This is a genomic window from Mesorhizobium sp. WSM4849 (assembly GCF_055811385.1).
In genome coordinates this window covers 51289-70158 of the sequence record NZ_JBVVPW010000020.1, presented here as the reverse complement: position 1 = coordinate 70158, position 18870 = coordinate 51289, and the positions used below count along the sequence as shown (strand labels likewise).

The window sequence follows — 18870 nt, the reverse complement described above, 5'->3', positions numbered from 1 at the left end:
TCAGGTGGCGAGGGACGGGGAGATCAGCGATGTTGTACCTTGAGATGTCGCGCGACGACACTCATGGAGGGGGCTCTTGGGGCTTCACAAAGTGTGTGTGGGCGCCGGTCCAAAAGGAAAATGGGAGCTCTTGGCCCTTCTGGAACAAGGTCGCAGAGATCGAAGCGGGCGATGTGGTTCTCCACCTGCGGGGCGTTCCGCCGCACGCGGAGTTCGTGGGGTATTCGATCGCTGCATCAGACGGTTATTCAACCGCTGACCGGCCTCCGGAACCCAAGGGATGGTCATTCTCCGAGGCTTTTTTTCGGGCAGAACTTGAGCAGTTCACCCCATTTGAAGTGCCCATCAACCTCAGCGAGGTATTCAGGGCAAGGCGAGAGCCCCTTGAGACTTACTTCGAGCGGAACAGGGCGAAGGGCGCCGACAGACGCAATGTCTTCTTCGTGCGGCAGGCTGGGAGGCTTCAATGCCTCAACGGCGCATACCTCAGCGAGGTCGACGATGGCTTGTTCGAGGCGCTGTTCGACGACTTGCTGCAGACGTCACCAGCCAAAGGCGTCGCCGTTGTCAAAACGGCTTCGGTGTTGTCCGAAATAAAGCGGCGCGTAGGCCAACGGGAGTTTGCCCAGGCAGTCAGAGCGTTGTACGGCGGCAGATGTTGCTTCCCCGGTTGCTCGGTGGACGATGATCGGTTCTTGGTAGCGTCCCACATAGCGAGGTGGAGCGACAACCCTTCGCTCAGGGGTCACACTGGTAACGGTCTGTACCTGTGCCTCACTCACGACAGGGCATTCGAGCTCGGTCTCTACACGCTCGACGCAGAGTTCCGTATTCACGTGAACGTGGCGAAGAGGGGTTCAACAGTAGTGGCGGACATCGCTCAATGGCATGGTCAGCAGGTACGCCTTGGAACAGTTTTGCCGCTCCAAGAAGCGCTGTTAGAGCACTGGATTAGAGTAGCTGCCGACCCGATCAGTTGACCCGCCGCCGCATACGAGGCGGGCGCGACTAACGCCTTGTGCAGCAGGCGTTCAAGCTCACTTTGCTCCCCCCGCACCGCGCATTTGCGCACTTCGTGCCCCAACCGCTTGCCGTATAAGGGTTTGCTCAGCGTCGCATGCTTCGCTCAGAAATCGTCTGGCAAGACTGCCGGCATTTCCGCCGTGCCAGTGGCTATTCGAGCTGCCTCGGCTGCGGCCTTCGCGATGGCCTGCAGTAGGTTCCTTTGAACATCGGCAGCTTTGACCGCTCGAAAGTTCGCGATGACCTGCTGGAGAGCCAGCTCCGTGTTCGCGGCGAAGTAGTCGTCTGGGTTGGGCTTGCCGAACTCGGCCCCGGTCTCCACCACCTCCCTCGCTTCGTTCATGAGCTTCCAGATCGATGGGAACTCCTGCCTCATCCATGCGGGCACAGTGCGGGCAGAGATAAGACCTCCAAGCTCGCGTGCCATCTCACGCGCGGACTTCACCCGGACCGCATGGCTCTTCCTGCCCGGCTTCTTATGCCTGCCAGCTTTGACATAGGCTTTGAAGACTTCGCGCCTTTCGCTGGGCTTCAGACGCTTGCCATGGGTCATGTTGTTCTGAGCAGCGATCCAGCGGTATTCATCGGGGCTCGCACCTGTGACGACTGTGGCGTCAATGGAGGCATTCCCGGCTGCCTCTGCGGCCTTTGTTCGGTGCCAGCCGTCCACCAGCACAAAGCCCCGCTGGTGGTCATCATCATCAACAGGCGCGACTGTTATGGGCGGAAAGATCGCGCCGGCTTGCATGTGCCGCCGGTATTCCTCGACCAGCTTCCAGTCGATCCCTTCCCTGATCTGGGTCGCTTCGTCTTGGATGAGGGCCGATAGGCTGACCCGGGCGGAGTTGGCCTGCGCTTTGGATGTCTGATCTGTCATGCTGTTTCCTTCTTAGGAGCTTCCAAGGTGGGCAGCCGGTGCTTCTCGACCAGCAACTCACACGCCTTCTCCAATGCCTCGCCCATGTGCCTCAGGACCCTTCCACGCGGCCTTGGGTAGATGTGCAACTCTTTCGCGGCTGGCCCCTCGCCCCATCGCTTGTGCGTTCCTGAGGCCATCCTGTGGACGAGCTTGGCGGCTTGCACCTGCTTGAACTCAGCTTTGCGCTCCGCCTGTGGGTCGTCCCTTATGATCATCTCGACCGCCAGCCACGCGGCGATGACACGACGCGGGTCGATGCCGGCCTTCCTGAGCCTCGCCCAGGCGGCCTTCGCGCGTTCCTCTGGTGATAGCCCCCGCAACCTGAACGCCTCCACATGAGGCCCTGCGGTCCGCAGAAGTGTCTCCACCCGGTCGACTGCATTAGCCACGTAGGTGTCGTTCTGGTTCGCCTCCAGCCACGCCAGAGCAGAGCCCCGGTAAGGGTTGATCTCTCGTGCCCCATAGGACGGCCTGTAGGGGCTCCCGTGGCGAGCGTAGCGATCAGCATGGGAACGGCAGAAGCGCGTATCCAAGCCGTCTCCTGTGCCCGCACGGGCCGGCCTGCCGCAGCCGACCACGCGGCATCGGGTAAACATCGCGCTGGGCTCATTCGCCCGGCCCTTCACTTCGGCCTTCCGCTCGCGCTTAGCCATCCAGTTGGTCAATGGTCATCATCCTCAAAGTAGCCACCCCGCATTGGCGGGAGGGCAAGCGTCTACTGCGGGGCGAGTGACAGGGACAACCGCAAATGTGTCCCAGCCTCATTACTCAGCGTCAGGGGTCGCCACGGAGGCGTCGGGAGGAGCAAGGCGCTTTGCCAGCTTGGCGAGGGTCGAGCGAGAGCAGTTGGTCGCCCTGACGATGGTGTTCCAGCTCTGCTTGTTCCGGAGCATGTCCAAGATGGCCTCGTTGCGTTCGGCATCCTCTGGCCGCCCCTTCATGCGCCCCTCCGCCTTCGCCTTCGCGATCCCCTGAGCCTGCCTGCGGCGTCGGTCGTCATAGTCCTTGCGGGCGATGGCGGCGAGCATGTCGAGCAGCATCCCATTGATCGCGTCGAACATCCGCCCGGTGAAGGCGTCCTCGGTCTTCAGCATCATGTGCGAGGTCGGCAAGTCCAGTGCCACGACCTTGACCTCTCGGTCCTTGATCTCTCTCTTGAGCTGGTCCCAGTCCTTGTCCGACAGGCGGCTCAGGCGGTCGACCTGTTCGGTGAGCAAGATGTCGCCGGGCTTGCTGTCCCTGAGCAGCCGGAACAGCTCTGGCCTGTGCAGCGAAGCCCCGCTCTCGTTCTCCTCGTAGCTTGCGGCGATGGTCAGCCCCCGCTCCCGGCAGAACGCTTCAAGGTCCTCTCGCGAGCGGCCGGCGTCCTGTTCCTTGGTCGACGCCCTCAGATACGCTCGAATGAATGTCACAATGCCCTCCAGTTCGTTTTGACTGGTTCGCTAATAAGCGGTTCGCTTTGAGTGGTCAAGGGGTATTTCTCGAACCAGACCGAAGCCGGTTCGGAAAGGGCACACCCAAGTGAACCTCCCGCCACGCCGCTCCTGCCAATGCCACAGCGCCGAATGGGTCGGCCGGTGCCCCGCGACATTGGGTTTGGTGTGCCCCATTCCCAGCACCGTGTGTCGTAGGCTCGCCGAGGGGCACGTTGGGCAGTTGACCGGGGGCAGGGGGGAACCGACGCGCGGCGATGATCTGATCGGGGGGCGCGCATTTTTTTCCCAAATACTTGGCAAACCGTCGAAGCGACCAGAAGATACGTGTCTTGACCATGTGTACAGCAGCGCTACCTGCTGCCATGAGGCAACGAGGGGCGCAGGCTGATCCGGTGTTCCTGTGGCAAGGCAGGTTTGCTGCGCTTCGCTCGGTGAGAGAAGATTGTCCAATGTTGCGCCGTACCGCATTGGCAGCGACGGCAGTCCTCGGGCTGATGGCAGCCCCAGCGCGATCCGACGTTGTTGTCGATCAAGCCGTCGAACAATTCCATCGTACCTGTTTGGCCGAGGGGCCCAACTTCGAGCGCATGATAGTGACCGCGCACGAACACAGGTGGACACTTATTGCCGAAGGAGGTTTCGCCGAACTCGCGCCGGTCGCTGATCCAACCTCGGTGGAGGCATGGCTGGTTGCCGAGCCGGAGGAAGGGTTGCCAGCAGGAACCATCATCGGCACTACGAAGGCAACGCTGAACGGCAAACCCGTGCAGACATGCACGCTGGCATTTCCCGATGTCGATCCTGAGACATTTCGGCAGAGTTTCTTCACCCGCACGGATGCCGAGAAGATTGCCGAAGATCGTGATACGGAGGAGTTCTCGCGTCTCTACATCCTCATTGCCGGCGGACGTAAGCAATTTGTACGGCTGGTAGTCCTGCCTTCAGCGACGTCAGGAAACCCGCGCGTCGTTGCCAGTTCGATCATGGCCGACTGACACGTCGTTCTTCCCGCGCGACTTAGCGCAGGAAGATTTCGTGCAGCGCAAGGGCAACAAGAGCCGCGCCAGCCAAACCTTCCATCGAGCGGGTAATGGCGTCGAACAATTCCGGTCGGCCCTCGACGAAGCGGACAAGGCGCTCGCGCAAAAGGATCGAGAGGACAGCGACACACGACAGGGTGATCGCCACGCCGATCATCATTGTCCCAGCGAACAAAAGCCCTGCCGCTGGAACTCCTCTGGTAATCGCGAAGGTCATCGCGAACAGTGTCAACGGGCATGGGACCAACCCAGCCATGACGCCCACTGCCCCACCTTCGAGGTCTTGGTGGTCATGTCGATGACGTACAGCGCGCCAAAGCATCCAGGCGCCGATCAAGCCAAGCAGCCCGCGACTGATGTCTTCGAGCAACGGCGCTCGGCCCACACTTCCAAGAGTGACGGAAACGAGCGGCAGGGACAAAGCCGCGATCAGCACCGCGATGGCCACGTGCGTGAACGACAGGGTGAGCGATACCATAAGGCCCCGCATGACCTTCGCCTCCGAGCCGGCAAGATAGGTAGCCAGGACGGCCTTGCTGTGCCCAGGGGTCAGGGCATGGATTGCCCCGAAGGCGACCCCCATCGGCAAGAACGCAAGGAACCCCAGCCAGTCGCTGCCCGTGGACAGGACCTTAATCTGCTCAGCAAGCGCCAGATAGATGGTGCGCTGGATTTCGACGAGCGTGTAGAACATGGGCCTCAGTGATGATGGCCATGGTGATCATGGTCGTGACGATGATGATCATGATCATGGTGACCATGGCCGTGACTGGTCTGCACATCCGACGAAGCAAACCGAACGTTCGCGACTGCCAGCGCCGGCATGTGGGCGAACAGTTCGCTCTCCAGCGCCGTGGCCACCTTGCCAGCTTGGACTACCGACAGGTGGTCGTCGACCGCTATGGCAACGTCCGCATGGAGCTTGTGGCCGATCCACCGAGCCTTGGCGTCCACCACCTTGTTGATGCCGGGGACATGGTCGGCCGCATGATGGATTTCATCGAGGACACCGGGCTCAAGACCGTCGAGCATCCGGGTAAGCACAGAGCGCGCCGACTGCCAGACGATGCCGAAGATGGTAACAGTGATGATCAAGCCAATGATCGGGTCTGCTAACGGGAAGCCCAGCCAGACACCTATCGCGCCAACCACGACAGCGAGGCTGGTAAGTCCATCGGTGCGAGCGTGGTAGCCATCCGCGATCAGCGCCGTGCTGTTGATCTCGCGACCGACCCGAATGCGAAATACCGCGACGATCTCATTGCCCAAGAAGCCCACGATGCCTGCCGCAATGAGCCAGCCAAGATGTGACACCACTTGGGGCCTGATAAGCCTGTCGATGGCCTCGTAGCCAGCCACGACTGCACTGATGAGGATGATGAGGACGATGAGGATGCCAGCCAAGTCCTCGACGCGACCGAGACCATAGGGGAACCTGTCCGTCGGCTTCCTGCGCGCGAGCCTGAACGCAATCCAAAGGGGGATCGCTGTGGTGGCATCGCCAATGTTGTGGATCGTGTCTGCGAGGAGCGCCACGCTGCCCGAAAGCAGCACAACCCCGATCTGCAGAGCCGCAGTGATCGCAAGGATGATGAACGACCATTTGATCGCCCAGATGCCCCGGTCGGTCGTCGCGATGGTTGCGTCGATCACACCATGCGTGTGGCCGTGTCCTCCTCCTCCGCCGTGGTCATGTCTGTAGGAACCGTCCTCGTGTCCACGAGGGCCGAAGCCGAACCAGTCCAACACCTTCGCCCACATCGTCGACCTCACAGGTATTTCGTCAGCACTTTGAGTTCCGCGAGCGCACCGACCGAGCCGGAACCTTCAGCTTCGTCCTGAAGGCAATGCTCTATGTGATCGTGGATCAACTCACGCTTGGCGTTCGCAACCGCGCTTTCGACGGCGTGGAGTTGTTGGGCTAAGTCAACACATGGGCGACCCTCCTCGAACATTGTGAGGATCGACGCTAAGTGGCCATTGGCTCGCTTCAGCCGGGCGATGATCTTGGGATGGGACTGGTGCTTCATCCAACGGTGGGTATCCTCCCCCGGAGGATAATGCAAGAGGCGGGCAAGTGGAGGTCGGTGAGCCCTGCTGTGCCTGTTTTGACCGAAAGGCATCCTTCAAAGGAGCCAGCGGCTCCACACCTATTCACACCCAGCCGGCTGTCCAGTATTGTGATGAGGGGAGCGGGGCAATCGGAATGGAGCCCGAGGACGATCTGAAGTCCCGTATCGAGGCTGCTCTTGCTCGCGGCCGCCTTAGCCAATGGCAGCGGCATTTCCTGCTCGACATGCGCGAACGGCTGGTGAAGTACGGTGCGCGCACACGCCTGAGCGCGAAACAGTGGGCGAAGCTCCATGAGATCATAGGTCCGACATCGCCGAGCCACTCTACACCATCACGTTCGCCCCTGAACAAGGCTCCATCGTCGTCGCGCTGGCGACCACGCCGCTCGCGAAGCCTCCTCGCTCGCGAGGCACGATATCTGGCATCCCGGTTCGCGAGAACTTTTGGGGTCGCGCTGGCACTGGTCGTCGGGTCCCTGATCTACTCGTTCGTCGTCAAAGGCGGCCACGTCACATGGCCGAGCATACCGTCCTTCGCGAGAACAAGCACAGGCGACAGAGAGCCGCTCGCCAGAACGCAGTTCATCATTACGGACGGCGACACTATCCGGCTCGACGGGGCTGCAAAGGGAACCCGGCTGGTCGGCTTCAATGCTCCTGAGAGCATCGACCCAAGGTGTGCTGTTGAAGCTGACCTTGGGCATCGGGCAAAGGCCCGCCTCACGGAGCTGGTTGCATCGGCAAAGCTGGAACTGAAGATGGTCCCATGTTCTTGCCCGGCAGGCAGTGAGGGGACTGATCGCTGCGACTACGGGCGAAGTTGCGGCTCGCTCTTCGCCAATGGGCAAGACGTTGGCGACGTGCTGATCTCCGAAGGACTGGCGGTGCCGTTTGTTTGCGGCGCGACGGACTGCCCGCCGACGCCTCGTCCGTGGTGCGCATCCTGAGGGCTGGGGAAACTCATGGTCAAAACCGTTGGACCATCTTGGCAACGACGGAGACGCACCGCTACCGCCGTCCTAAGGAAGAGACGCTATCGCGGCCAACTCTTGGCAGGCGGGCAGGCGATTGATGTTCGGTTCTCGCTGTCCGCCAAGGCCGACTGCCGCCTGCGCTTCAAGTTCGACGCATTGAACGGGCGGAGCTTCCTGCTACTCGCGCAGACAATGGGTAAGCCGGGACAACCCAGTGAGCGCCTTAGCCTCGAGGCATACACCAAGTCAGGAGACCGCATTGCGTCCGACACATTGTCGCTGACGGGATACCGGGTGAACGATGAGGGCCACTTCATAGACGTGAGCTATCTGACCGCGAATGTCTCGCAAATCATGAAGGAGAAGGCACCTAAGCCCGTCCTGAGGCTCTGGTTTCGTGGGTTCTCGTCCTTTCGGAACTCACCTATCAAAACGCCTCTGGGGACCTTGGCTGTCTGGGGTTCCTCTGACGGCTCCCATGCGGACGAAATGTCCGGGTGCGTGAGGCTTATGGCACCGAGCGAGGCGCCCGGAGCAGACTGGGTCACCGAGGCAGATCAGTTCCTGCGTCACATGCATCAGGGCCTCGCGTTCGCTCATGGCGCGCGCCTCCAGACCCCCAGGTTGGACTACTTCGAGGGCAATACATTCACCGCCACGTTCTACAGCGGTGCGGGCTACCGGCAGGAGTTCTCTGTCCAGCACTTCTTGAACCATGACCCATTCATCGCAGCATTGGCGCGCCGCTACTTCGAGCAAGGTCCGGTTCCTGAAGTCATCTGGATAGGGCTGCGGTGGATGCAAAGCGGCTCGACAGTCAATGAAGTTCGCTTCTTGACCGCCATGACCGCACTGGAAACGATCATCGAAACGGTGCTCCCCGCGAAGAGGGGAAGCGCAGCCCCCAAGTCAACCTTCAACGGGCTTCGACAGAAGCTCTTGGACGTGGTCGATCAGCACGCCGACCTTACCGCCAGTCAAAAGGAAATCTTCAAGGAGAGGATCAAGGCCATCAACCAAAAGCCCCTGTCGGCCAAGATCGATGCTTTGTTCGATCACTATGGGATGTCACGGCGAGATTTCGGCATGGGGACGATAGTGTCGCTCGTGAAGTTACGGAACACGCTTGTGCATACCGGCGTGCTACCTGACGAGATCGACATCTGGGACAGCATCATTCTCGTCCGCGAACTCATCACGCGGATTTTGTTGAGCGAGATCGGGTTCGAGGGACGTTATTGTTGCTACATCGGAGGACAGCACGACCGAGACTTCCCCGAGTTATCCCTGCCACCCTGACGTCACGCGAAGAGCAGATCAGGCGTCCTCTTTCGGCCACGCATACATGATCCCAGTGGTCTCTCCCGGAGCGTGCTTCCAGTGGAGCCAGAGACGCCCGCTCGGCCAGTCCACCTCGACCTTAGTGAAGAGCTGCCGAAGGATGGCGTTGATCAGTGCCACGTCTCGCGGCTCCTCGGCCTCCGCCGCGTCGACAAACTGCGCCGCAGTGACCTGAACTCGGTTCGTCAAGGTGTCCGCTATGTGCCGCTCAAGGTCAGCGATGGTGCGTCGGATGTCATCCTGTGCCGCTTGGTTCAGCCTCAGGCGGTCCAGCAACGCGGGTGAGTGCCCTGCCTGCGCGATTGCATCGACCACGTTCTCAATCTCATCGCCGATTGCCATCTCTGCGGCGGTCGCCCGCTCCAATTCCGTTTGCAATGCTTCGTCCGTCGCCGGAAGCGATGCGTTCAGCCAGCCGGCGTTATTGATGATCGCTTCTTCGACGTCACCGACGCGGACCTGACGGTATTCGCAGCCGGCTCCGGCCTTGGCGGTGGTGCAGACCAAGTATGGCTTGCCGCCCTTCTTGCCGCCCTTGTTCACGCGCGTCATAGTCGCGCCGCACTTGGGGCACTTCGCGAGGCCCGCGAGGATGTTCGCCATGCCCCCGCCGTTGCTCTCCCTGACGCCTCGCCCGTTGGAAAGAGCGCTGACCCTGTCGAACACCTCACGGTCGATCACCGCCGGGAAATACCCCTCCACCGTCTCGGTCGGAACCCGTCGCTTCTTTCCGTCCACTATCTCAATGCGGTGGGGCGTGAACGAGCCGATCGTAGCGGCCTCTGAGAGCATCTTCTTGATGTAGGTTCGATGCCAGTGAGTACCCCGACCAAACACCGCGATCCCCTCCCTGTTGAAGGTTTCGGCGATCGTATGCTGGCCCTTGCCCGCCAGCGTCATGTCAAACACGCGGCGCACGATGTCATCTCTTCCCGGTATCAGGTCAAAGCCTGTCCGATCTTCCCTGAGGCGCAGCCATCCGGGGCAGAGTGCCGACAGTGGCTTGATGGCCGCGTTGCGCCGCTTGTTGGCCCACGCCTCGCCGACACGCCGACCCTTGGTGGCGCTCTCGTCGTTCGCCCGCATGAACATCAGCAGCGCAAGCATCATGTCCATTGGGTTTTGCCGGAGGCTGTCGTAGCTGTACTGCTTGCCATCGCTCAGAGTGGCCACGGTCACCCCTGCCTTCGCGATGTCCCTGAGCGCGTCCAGTGCGTCCCAAACGTTCTCTCGGGAAACCCGGTCCAGGTTCTCCACCAGAAGGAACGACCCCTTCGGAATGTCCCCTGATCGGACGTACGCCAAGAACTCCCCCAGCATCCCGTCGACCGTGTTGCGGCCGCGATAAGCCGACATGCCGAGGTCATGGAACGTGAACTTCCGGTCGATGTCCAAGCCGTGTAGCGCTGCGTACCTCTCTGCCGCCTCAGTCTGGCGTCGGAAACTGTCACCCTTGGCTTGCTCCGGGGTGGAGAACCGCACGTAGGAGTAGGCTTTCGGTCTGCTGGGAAGGGCGGAGTGGGCAGCGTGTTTAGTCATCGGCAGGGCCTTACAGGTTAGGAGGTCTTCTGTCCATAACATGCTGATGGTCGGACCGCCGGGATCGGGAAAATCGATGCTGGCGCAGCGGCTGCCGTCGATCCTGCCACCGCTGGCGCCCAGGGAATTGCTCGAAGTCTCGATGATCGCATCGGTGGCCGGCGAACTCGGCGAGGGAAAACTGACCGACCGGCGGCCGTTCCGCGCCCCGCACCATTCGGCCTCGATGGCGGCGATGGTCGGCGGCGGCCTGCGCGTGCGGCCGGGCGAGGCCTCGCTAGCCCATCACGGCGTGCTGTTCCTCGATGAATTCCCCGAATTCTCGCCGCAGGCGCTCGACGCACTGCGCCAGCCGCTGGAGACCGGCGACTGCATGATCGCCCGCGCCAATCATCGCGTCACCTATCCGGCGCGCATCCAACTGGTCGCGGCGATGAACCCGTGCCGCTGCGGCATGGCCGGTGAGCCGGGCTATCGCTGCCTGCGCGGCGACCGTTGCCGCACCGACTACCAGGCGCGCATTTCCGGCCCGCTGCTCGATCGCATCGATCTCCGGATCGAAGTGCCGGCGGTCTCGGCCAGCGATCTGATCCGGCCGGACCGGGCGGAGAAAAGCGCCGCGGTGGCATTGCGCGTGGCACGCGCCCGGACGATCCAGCGCGAGCGTTTCGAACGGCTCGGCGCGACATCCGCCACCACCAACGCGCATTGCTCGCCCGCCGTCATCGAAGAGATCGCCATGCCGGATGCATCAGGCCTGTCGCTGCTCCGGGATGCCAGCGAAAAGCTCGGCTTTTCCGCGCGGGCCTATCATCGGGTGCTGAAAGTGGCGCGAACGCTGGCCGATCTCGAGGCCAGCGAGACGGTCGGCCGCATCCATCTGGCGGAAGCGATTTCCTACCGCATGAGTTCGGAGCGGATGGCGCAGGCGGCGTAGGGGCGCTCCCCTCCCCCTTGAGGGGAGGGTGGCCGCGAAGCGGCCGGGAGGGGTCGTCGAAGAGACGCTCGGCCTCGCCGCATTTCGAATATTACGACGATCCTACCTCCCGAGGGATGTCATCCAGAGTTGGGTTGGCGCACTGCCTTTGCGACCCCTCTCGGCCCTTCGGGCTACCCTCCCCTCAAGGGACCCTCAAGGGGAGGGGACGCCGGCTCCCGCGCCGTCCCATTTGGAGTTCGCGTTGCGGGCCTGAGCCCTTCGCCTCAGGCGCCCTGCTTCGCCTTCAGCTCCAGCCGCCGCGCGTGCAGCACCGGTTCGGTGTAGCCGTTGGGCTGGACCCGGCCCTTGAAGACGAGGTCGCAGGCGGCGAGGAAGGCGATCGATTTGTCGAAGTCGGGCGCCATCGGCCGATAGAGCGGATCGCCTGCGTTCTGGCGGTCGACGACGCCAGCCATGCGCTTCATTGTCTCCATCACCTGGTCTGACGTGCAGACGCCATGATAAAGCCAGTTGGCGATATGCTGTGAGGAGATACGCAGCGTGGCGCGATCCTCCATCAGGCCTATGTCATTGATGTCTGGCACTTTCGAGCAGCCGACGCCCTGGTCGATCCAGCGCACGACATAGCCCAGAATGCCCTGCGCGTTGTTGTCGAGTTCCTTCTGGACCTCCTCCGGCGACCAGTTCGGCCGCACCGCTACCGGCACCGACAGGATGTCGTCGAGCTTGGCCTTCGGCCGGCTCTTCAGCGCCGCCTGCACGGCCTGAACGTCGACCTTGTGATAATGGGTGGCGTGCAGCGTCGCCGCAGTCGGCGACGGCACCCAGGCTGTGTTGGCGCCGGCCTTGGGATGGGCGATCTTCTCGGCCAGCATCGCGGCCATCAGATCGGGCATCGCCCACATGCCCTTGCCGATCTGGGCACGGCCGGCCAGCCCGCATTCCAGCCCGGTGTCGACGTTCCAGGCCTCATAGGCGGCAATCCAGGCGGCCTGCTTCATGTCGCCCTTGCGGATCATCGGGCCGGCCTCCATCGAGGTGTGGATCTCGTCGCCGGTGCGATCGAGGAACCCGGTGTTGATGAAGACGACGCGCTCTTTCGCGGCGCGGATCGCCTCCTTGAGGTTGACGGTGGTGCGCCGCTCCTCGTCCATGATGCCCATCTTGATGGTGTTTTTCGCCATGCCGAGCAGCGCTTCGACCCGGTCGAAGATCTCGACGGCGAAAGCGACCTCCTCCGGCCCGTGCATCTTGGGTTTTACGACGTATATTGAGCCGGCGCGGGAATTGGCGCGTCGTCCGTTCGGCCCGACATCATGTAGCGCGATCAGCGCCGTCATCGCCGCATCCATGATGCCTTCCGGCACCTCGTTGCCGTCGCGGTCTGTTATCGCCGGATTGGTCATCAGGTGACCGACGTTGCGGATCAGCATCAGCGAGCGACCGGGCAGCGTCAGCGCGCCGCCATCGGGCGCCGTGTACGACCGGTCGGGATTGAGTTTTCGTGTAAACGTCCTGCCGCCCTTGGTGATCTCCTCGGCAAGGTCGCCCTTCATCAGGCCGAGCCAGTTGCGGTAGACCAGGACCTTGTCCTGCGCATCGACCGCCGCGACCGAATCCTCGCAGTCCTGGATGGTGGTCAGCGCCGATTCCAAGATGACATCAGCGATGCCGGCTGGATCGGTCTTGCCGATCTGGTTGCTATGGTCGATGACGATCTCGATGTGCAGACCATTCCTTGTGAGCAGGACGGCTTCGGGATTGGCGGCATCGCCGCGATAGCCGGCAAACTGTCTGGGGTCGGCAAGCGTTGTGGCGCCGGCGCCCTCGCCCAGCCGCAACATGCCGTTGGCAACCGAAAGCCCGTTCACCCCTGCCCATTTGCCCGAGGTGACCGGCACCGACTCGTCGAGAAAATCCTTCGCCCAGACAATGACCTTGGCGCCGCGCACGGGATTGAATCTGCCGCCCTTCTCGGCGCCGCCGGTCTCGGGAATGGCGTCGGTGCCGTAGAGCGCGTCATAGAGCGAGCCCCAGCGCGCATTGGCGGCATTCAGCGCGTAGCGCGCGTTCATCACTGGCACCACCAACTGCGGCCCGGCGACCACCGAAATCTCCGGGTCGACATTTTCGGTCGCGACTGAGAAGGCAGGCCCTTCCGGCACGAGATAGCCGATCTCCTTGAGGAAATCCTTGTAGGCTTCCATGTCGCTGGGTGCGCCATTGTCGCGATACCAGCGGTCGATCTGGTCCTGCAACGTGTCGCGCTTTTCGAGCAGCGCCCAGTTCTTCGGCGAAAGATCGTGAACGACGGACGCAAAGCCGGTCCAGAAGGCGTCGGCCGCAATGCCCGTGCCCCGCAGCGCCTCGTTCACGACGAAATCATAAAGCTCGCGGGCAATCCGCAATCCGGCGATTTCGACGCGATCGGTCATCGGGGCTTCTCCAGACGAAAGGCATTGGCCGGGCCTTTTACATGTCAGGGTGGCACGGTCAATTCAGCTTAGAAGTGAAGGGGACGTATTTTGCAGCCGATCTCCCCCTGGAGGAGGAGATGGCCGGCAGGCCAGAGGGGGTCGCCTCGCATGGAGCGCGACCCCTTTTTGCACCAAATCGCGTCGCGCTTTATGCGCTGCGACCCTCTCTGTCGCCTTCGGCGACATCTCCCCCTCGAGGGGGGAGATTACGCGCTCACACCGCAATCCTTGGCCTGCCGGACGCCACCGCCACCACATGCGCCTCGATGAACATGCGTTGGCCCTCGACGGTCGAGACGCGGAATTCGCTGGCGACCTCGATCTCGGCGCTGTCGGTGCCGGCGTCCTTTGCCCGCCCGGCGGCGATTGTCCGCACATCGATTTCCGCCGCGGCGATCGCCGCAGCCTCGTCTAGAAAATCGCGCACGCTTTCGCCCGAGGCGACTCGAAACAGCCCTTCCTTGGGCTGGCTGACCCGCGCTTCCGCCGAAACCCTGACCTGACCGACGACGGCGCCGAGCGCATTGGCGACGTCGGTATCCTCGGGCACCACGCAGCCATTGCCGACCAGCGGTGGCAGCCCGCCATAATGCAGCGGCGCCGAGGCGCCGAGGCCGATGACCGGGCGGTCGAGCGCGACGCTGAGGCGGGCGATGCCGGGATGCGCGTCGACAGCGCGCTGCACCAGCGCGTGCGCCACGGTCGCCGCGCCATCGAGCCCGTCCTCGGCAAAGGCGGTTTCGAGGATGACTTCCGCCGACAGGCGGGTCAGCGTGGTCAGCACCCGTTCCGATATCTCCTCCGGCGAGGCGGCGATCGCCTGCCCGCGCCCGTCGCGCTTGCGGGCGAACAGCTCCGCACCCAGACGGGCCGAGGCGGCGTCCCAATTGGCCTGCTTGCCCAGCACATGGGCGGCATCCGACGGCGTGAAGCCGGCGACATGCACCAGGCCGCGCGACACCAGCCGGTTCAAAGTGGCGTTCTGGGCATTCGAGGTCAAAAGCCTGTCGACGGTGAGCGGAGTCGCGCGGATCATTTCATAAAGCTTGGCTTCGGCGCCGGTCAGGCCGGCCGCCAGCCGCTCCGGCACGCCGGTCCTGACCGCCAAGCGGCCATCCATGCGGCCGGGGTTGGGCGCCCGGATTTGGCGTTCCAGTTCGACAGTCACCGCCTCGCCATGCACCATGCCGGCCAACGCCAGCGGCACCAGGCGGCGCGGCCCAAGCAGGATTTTCGGGTTGAGCGCGCCGTCCTCCAGCGCCACTTCGGAATCGCCGCCGAGCCCAAAAGTGCGCATGGCGACGGCCTCGACCATGGTGCGGAAGCCGCCGACGGTGGCGCCTTCCGGGTCGAGCCTGGGACGACCGCCGTCGAGCACGGCGACATCGGTGGTGGTGCCGCCGATATCGGACACGACAGCATCGTCGAGGCCGGTCATGTGGCGGGCGCCGACAAGGCTGGCGGCGGGGCCGGAAAGGATCGTTTCGATCGGCCGCTGGCGGGCGAAGGCGGCCGAGACCAAAGCGCCATCGCCGCGCACCACCATCAGCGGGGCTGCGATCTTGCGGGCGGCCAAAAACCCTTCGGTCGCCGCCACCAGCCGGTCGATCATCGAGATCAGCCGGGCATTGAGCAACGTGGTGAGCGCCCGGCGCGGGCCGCCGAGCTTGGCCGAAAGCTCGTGGCTGGCGGTGACCGGCAGGCCGGTCTTTTCGCGGATGAGGTCGCGAGCGGCAAGCTCATGCGCCGGATTGCGGGTGGCGAAATAGGCGCAGACGGCAAAGCCGGACACCGAGGCGCCGAGTTCCGGCAGCGCCGCCTCCAGCCCGGACAGGTCGAGTTTTGCCGCATTGCCATGGACATCGTGGCCGCCGGGGCAGAACACCACAGGGTCGGTGCCGAGCGCCGCCTTCAGCCCGTCGCGGGCAAGATCGCCTTCGGAAAAACCGATCATCACCAGCGCCACGCGGCCACCCTGGCCTTCGACCAGTGCGTTGGTGGCGAGCGTCGTCGACATCGATACCAGTTTTATCGCTGCAGGATCGGTGCCGGCTTTTTGCAGCACCGCATCGACCGCGCCTGATATGCCGACCGCCAGATCGTGGCGGGTGGTCAGCGCCTTGGCTTTGGCGTGCACTTTTCCGCTTGGCCCGCCGGCTTCCGACCACAGCACGGCGTCGGTATAGGTGCCGCCGGTGTCGATGCCGAGGAACAGGGGGGAGGATTTGGCGGTCATATTTTAGCAGCGGTCCGGGGCGGCGAGGTTTTTGCTGTGAAGCCCTTAGCCGATATGGCCCGGCCGATAAAGCCGCGAGCGCTGGGCCAGGCGCGCGTAATCTCCCCCCTTGAGGGGGAGATGGCCGGCAGGCCAGAGGGGGTCGTCTCGCGTGGAGCGCCGGCATCCTTTGTCCGCGATCGAGTCGCGTCCGGACGTACCGACCCCCTCTGTCGCCTTTGGCGACATCTCCCCCTCGAGGGGGAGATTCCTGCTCACGGAACCAGATCGATCTCTTCGGTCTCGCCGCCGCTGCAGGTGTAGCAGCAATCGTCGCATTTTTCGGTGTTGCCGGGGCCGACGCCCCAATAGGTGCCCTCGTCGCCGTCGACCCAGGCGCCGTAGCAGATCGATTCACCGTCATCGCAGGACAGCGGGATCGACTTGGTCTCGCCGTCGCTGAGATAATAGTCCTGATTGTTGCCCGGCCAGATATGGTCGCGGTCCTGGCTGTAGAGCTCGACGCGCATGGCGTTGGGATGGCTGTTTTTGATGGCGAAGGTGACATCGCCGGCATAAGCCGCCGATGCAAACGATGCGGCAAGACAGAGCGCGACGGCGATGCGCCGCGCGAAAGCGTAAGACAACATGATGATTCCCCCCGGAATGAAACGGCCTGCCCGGCCGCGAGGAGACCATGGCATAGAGGCTGGAGGGGTGGAAGGGGGTGGCGGTAAATCTGCGCGTCGCGAAAGGCGCGACCTTTCCTTCTCCCCCTTTGTTTGGACTGGGGACATCGCGCTTCTGTCCTTGAACGGCATCCCGAACCCCCTCGCGCACAACGCGCAAAACTGTTCGCGATGTCCTCGCACACCTGTTCGCGATGTCCCCAGTCCAAACAAAGGGGGAGAAGGGGGAGCGCTTACCTCAACACCGCCACATGCGGCGCGAGCCGCCGGATCGCCGCGATCATGTCGGCGCCGGTGATGTCGAGCGAGGATATCTCCATATGGACGATGTTTTTGCCGAAGGGCAGCAAGCGGCCGAGCGCGTTGGCCGGCGCATATCTGATCGCATCGGGAGGCGGCTCGGTCAGTTCGAAGCTGATCATCGCCGCGCCTTCGCCGGAGGTGAGGTGCGCGCTGCGCACCTTCTCCCAGGGCACCAGCACGTCGCCACCGCGCCGGTCGCGAAAGCCACTGGCGTCGAGCACCACCTGGACGCCGGTGTCGAACGCGCCGCGCGCCAGGAACAGACCAAGCCCCAGGCAGCCAAGCGCCAGCACCACCACCAGGAACAGCCCTTGGCCCGGGGCGCCTGACGCAAGCCCCTTCAGCGCGAAGAAGCCGAAGATCGCAGCGATCAGGAGCGGCCCGAGCGCGGGAAAGATTTTTCCGGTGGGGCTGTTGCGGATTTCGACGGGCGAAGACATGGGCCACTCATCGGCCTGATTTCAGCAGGGTCCAGATCCAGCCGATGAATGTGAGGACCAGAAACGGATATCCGGCAGCGGGCAGCGGCGCCGAAGTCGGCAGCAAAGGGGCGCCCCAGAGGATCAGGCCTGCCGACACGACAAACAGCACAGCGGCCACGACAGCGGTCAGGCGCATCCACAGTGCGAAGGTTTTCGGCGCGCTGACCATGACAAGGGCGGCCGCCCAAAGCGAGATGCCCCCGACATAGGAGGGAACGCTGGCCTCGAGGCCTGCGGCATTGCCTGACAGCAGCAGGCTCTCGCCGGCGACGAAGGTGAGGAACCCGGCCGCGACGCAGTCATTGCCCAGCCGCTGGTACTTCATCGTCAAGAGGGCGGCTGCCACCACGAGTGCGACGCCGTCGATCGTCCAAAGTGTTTCGCGCAGCTCGGCGCTCGCCACGAAGGTGCCGGCAAGCCCAAAGGCGCCACCGATCGCCAGGCCAATCGCGGCGACGATATCGGAGATGGCAGGGTTGGCGGAACGCATTGAGATCCCCCTTCCAAGCCCAAGGATACTTCAGGAAAGGGCGTTCTCCAATCGTTGGTTTTCGTGGCGCAGCTCGCTCAGTCCCCATTTTCAGCGTGGATAACGCCTCCTGCGGCATATCTACCTTGCCGAACTGCCGCGCGTTCCTTTGCCCTCTTTCTGCTTGTCGAGCAGCTTGCCGGTCACCGGGCTGCCGGGCGCTCCCGGCAAAAGTACAGGATCGCGGCCGTGACAGCCAACACAACTGCGAGATAGTATGGCGAGAACGCCACGACTTGTTCTGCCGCTTCCCAGGTGATTGGCCTGCCTTGATCTTCGTTGCGCGCGATGATTGCTTCAACCATTGCGTCATGGCTGAACAGCATGTTGATCGCAAGGATCACGGCGCCGCTCGCTAATAAGGCGGCGTTGAGCAGTTTCGCACCTGTTGCAAACCTCAGCAACATGATGCCCCCCAAACCATAGAGCGCTCCGTAGACCATGAGCGAGACCATCTTGAGCCGTGTTTCCTCCACCATGAAAAGGAACGGCACTCCGGTGCCAGGCTCGGTCCCGCGCACCAGCTCGTTTACGCCGGACAGGACTCCGACCGTCCCAAGGAGGAGGTTTGGCCATTGGCGAAGCCGCACGCCGGCTTCCCATTCAGCGACAGCGTAGGATAGCAGATACTCACCGAGCGAGAGGTTCAGCAGGCGATTAATCGAGAGCAAGACCAGGGAAATGACGATTTGCGCCGACCACGGCAAAGGTCCGCCAAACGCAGTTTCCGGTAGTGATGGCGCTAGATAGATAGCCAGACCTACAACGGCATTGATCCAGATGAAATCAAGAAAAAGCGAAAGGAACGGAACAACATATTTGCGCATGAAAGGCGATTTTCCCCAAAGACCCCGAGGCAAAGATACAATCGGGGGTAGAAAACGCAATGGC

The 18870-nt window shown here is 62.9% G+C and carries 17 protein-coding genes and 1 pseudogene; 5 read left to right on the top strand and 13 right to left on the bottom strand.

The window, feature by feature from the left end; all coding sequences use genetic code 11:
• Positions 1-29: 29 nt before the first annotated feature.
• Positions 30-980: an HNH endonuclease family protein gene (locus tag AC0L3L_RS22335; RefSeq protein WP_473639116.1), complete on the top strand. Its 951-nt coding sequence runs from the start codon at positions 30-32 to the stop codon at positions 978-980.
• Between the two features lie 146 nt (positions 981-1126).
• Here the strand turns inward: AC0L3L_RS22335 and AC0L3L_RS22330 are convergent, their stop codons facing one another.
• From AC0L3L_RS22330 to AC0L3L_RS22320, 3 genes are all read right to left on the bottom strand, one after another.
• Positions 1127-1900 carry a ParB N-terminal domain-containing protein gene (locus AC0L3L_RS22330; RefSeq protein ID WP_473639115.1) on the bottom strand — a complete coding sequence of 258 codons (774 nt, stop codon included), beginning with the start codon at positions 1898-1900 and terminating at the stop codon, positions 1127-1129.
• Positions 1897-2475, bottom strand: coding sequence for a hypothetical protein (locus AC0L3L_RS22325; protein ID WP_473639114.1), 579 nt, complete (start codon positions 2473-2475; stop codon positions 1897-1899). Before AC0L3L_RS22325 ends, AC0L3L_RS22330 begins: the two co-directional genes overlap by 4 nt.
• 231 nt (positions 2476-2706) lie before the next feature.
• On the bottom strand, positions 2707-3354 hold the full coding sequence (locus AC0L3L_RS22320; RefSeq protein WP_473639113.1) for a recombinase family protein: 648 nt from the start codon (positions 3352-3354) through the stop codon (positions 2707-2709).
• Between the two features lie 473 nt (positions 3355-3827).
• Between AC0L3L_RS22320 and AC0L3L_RS22315 the strand changes: the two genes are divergently transcribed.
• Entirely contained in the window at positions 3828-4373 is a 546-nt protein-coding gene (locus AC0L3L_RS22315; protein WP_473639112.1) for a hypothetical protein, read from the top strand.
• A 22-nt stretch (positions 4374-4395) separates the two neighbouring features.
• Here AC0L3L_RS22315 and AC0L3L_RS22310 read toward each other — a convergent pair whose 3' ends face one another.
• The 3 genes from AC0L3L_RS22310 to AC0L3L_RS22300 are packed head-to-tail and all read right to left on the bottom strand — an operon-like array spanning position 4396 to position 6448.
• Positions 4396-5112 carry a nickel/cobalt transporter gene (locus tag AC0L3L_RS22310; protein ID WP_473639111.1) on the bottom strand — a complete coding sequence of 239 codons (717 nt, stop codon included), beginning with the start codon at positions 5110-5112 and terminating at the stop codon, positions 4396-4398.
• 5 nt (positions 5113-5117) lie between these two features.
• Entirely contained in the window at positions 5118-6164 is a 1047-nt protein-coding gene (locus tag AC0L3L_RS22305; RefSeq protein WP_473639110.1) for a cation diffusion facilitator family transporter, read from the bottom strand.
• A 23-nt stretch (positions 6165-6187) separates the two neighbouring features.
• On the bottom strand, positions 6188-6448 hold the full coding sequence (locus AC0L3L_RS22300) for a metal-sensing transcriptional repressor (RefSeq protein ID WP_473639109.1): 261 nt from the start codon (positions 6446-6448) through the stop codon (positions 6188-6190).
• Between the two features lie 176 nt (positions 6449-6624).
• Between AC0L3L_RS22300 and AC0L3L_RS22295 the strand changes: the two genes are divergently transcribed.
• Positions 6625-7437, top strand: coding sequence for a thermonuclease family protein (locus AC0L3L_RS22295; protein ID WP_473639108.1), 813 nt, complete (start codon positions 6625-6627; stop codon positions 7435-7437).
• A 15-nt stretch (positions 7438-7452) separates the two neighbouring features.
• The gene (locus tag AC0L3L_RS22290; protein ID WP_473639107.1) at positions 7453-8763 is read left to right on the top strand and encodes a hypothetical protein; all 1311 of its coding nucleotides are present in this window, start codon (positions 7453-7455) and stop codon (positions 8761-8763) included.
• Between the two features lie 18 nt (positions 8764-8781).
• Here AC0L3L_RS22290 and AC0L3L_RS22285 read toward each other — a convergent pair whose 3' ends face one another.
• A complete protein-coding gene (locus AC0L3L_RS22285) occupies positions 8782-10344 on the bottom strand; it encodes a recombinase family protein (protein ID WP_473639106.1) in 1563 nt (520 codons plus the stop codon).
• Between the two features lie 4 nt (positions 10345-10348).
• Between AC0L3L_RS22285 and AC0L3L_RS22280 the strand changes: the two are divergent.
• Positions 10349-11281, top strand: a pseudogene (locus tag AC0L3L_RS22280) (YifB family Mg chelatase-like AAA ATPase); the annotation flags it as partial.
• A gap of 266 nt (positions 11282-11547) precedes the next feature.
• Here AC0L3L_RS22280 and AC0L3L_RS22275 read toward each other — a convergent pair.
• The 6 genes from AC0L3L_RS22275 to AC0L3L_RS22250 all read right to left on the bottom strand — a co-directional run bounded on the left by AC0L3L_RS22275 (position 11548) and on the right by AC0L3L_RS22250 (position 18806).
• A complete protein-coding gene (locus tag AC0L3L_RS22275; RefSeq protein WP_473639105.1) occupies positions 11548-13719 on the bottom strand; it encodes a malate synthase G in 2172 nt (723 codons plus the stop codon).
• 256 nt (positions 13720-13975) lie between these two features.
• Complete coding sequence (locus AC0L3L_RS22270; RefSeq protein WP_473639104.1) at positions 13976-15997, bottom strand: hydantoinase/oxoprolinase N-terminal domain-containing protein; 2022 nt, start codon at positions 15995-15997, stop codon at positions 13976-13978.
• A gap of 254 nt (positions 15998-16251) precedes the next feature.
• Positions 16252-16623, bottom strand: a complete 372-nt coding sequence (locus tag AC0L3L_RS22265; RefSeq protein ID WP_473529343.1) for a hypothetical protein — start codon at positions 16621-16623, stop codon at positions 16252-16254.
• A 275-nt stretch (positions 16624-16898) separates the two neighbouring features.
• Complete coding sequence (locus tag AC0L3L_RS22260) at positions 16899-17408, bottom strand: hypothetical protein (RefSeq protein WP_473485673.1); 510 nt, start codon at positions 17406-17408, stop codon at positions 16899-16901.
• 7 nt (positions 17409-17415) lie between these two features.
• Positions 17416-17940, bottom strand: coding sequence for a hypothetical protein (locus tag AC0L3L_RS22255; RefSeq protein ID WP_473639103.1), 525 nt, complete (start codon positions 17938-17940; stop codon positions 17416-17418).
• 182 nt (positions 17941-18122) lie between these two features.
• A complete protein-coding gene (locus AC0L3L_RS22250) occupies positions 18123-18806 on the bottom strand; it encodes a hypothetical protein (protein WP_473639102.1) in 684 nt (227 codons plus the stop codon).
• Between the last annotated feature and the right edge of the window lie 64 nt (positions 18807-18870).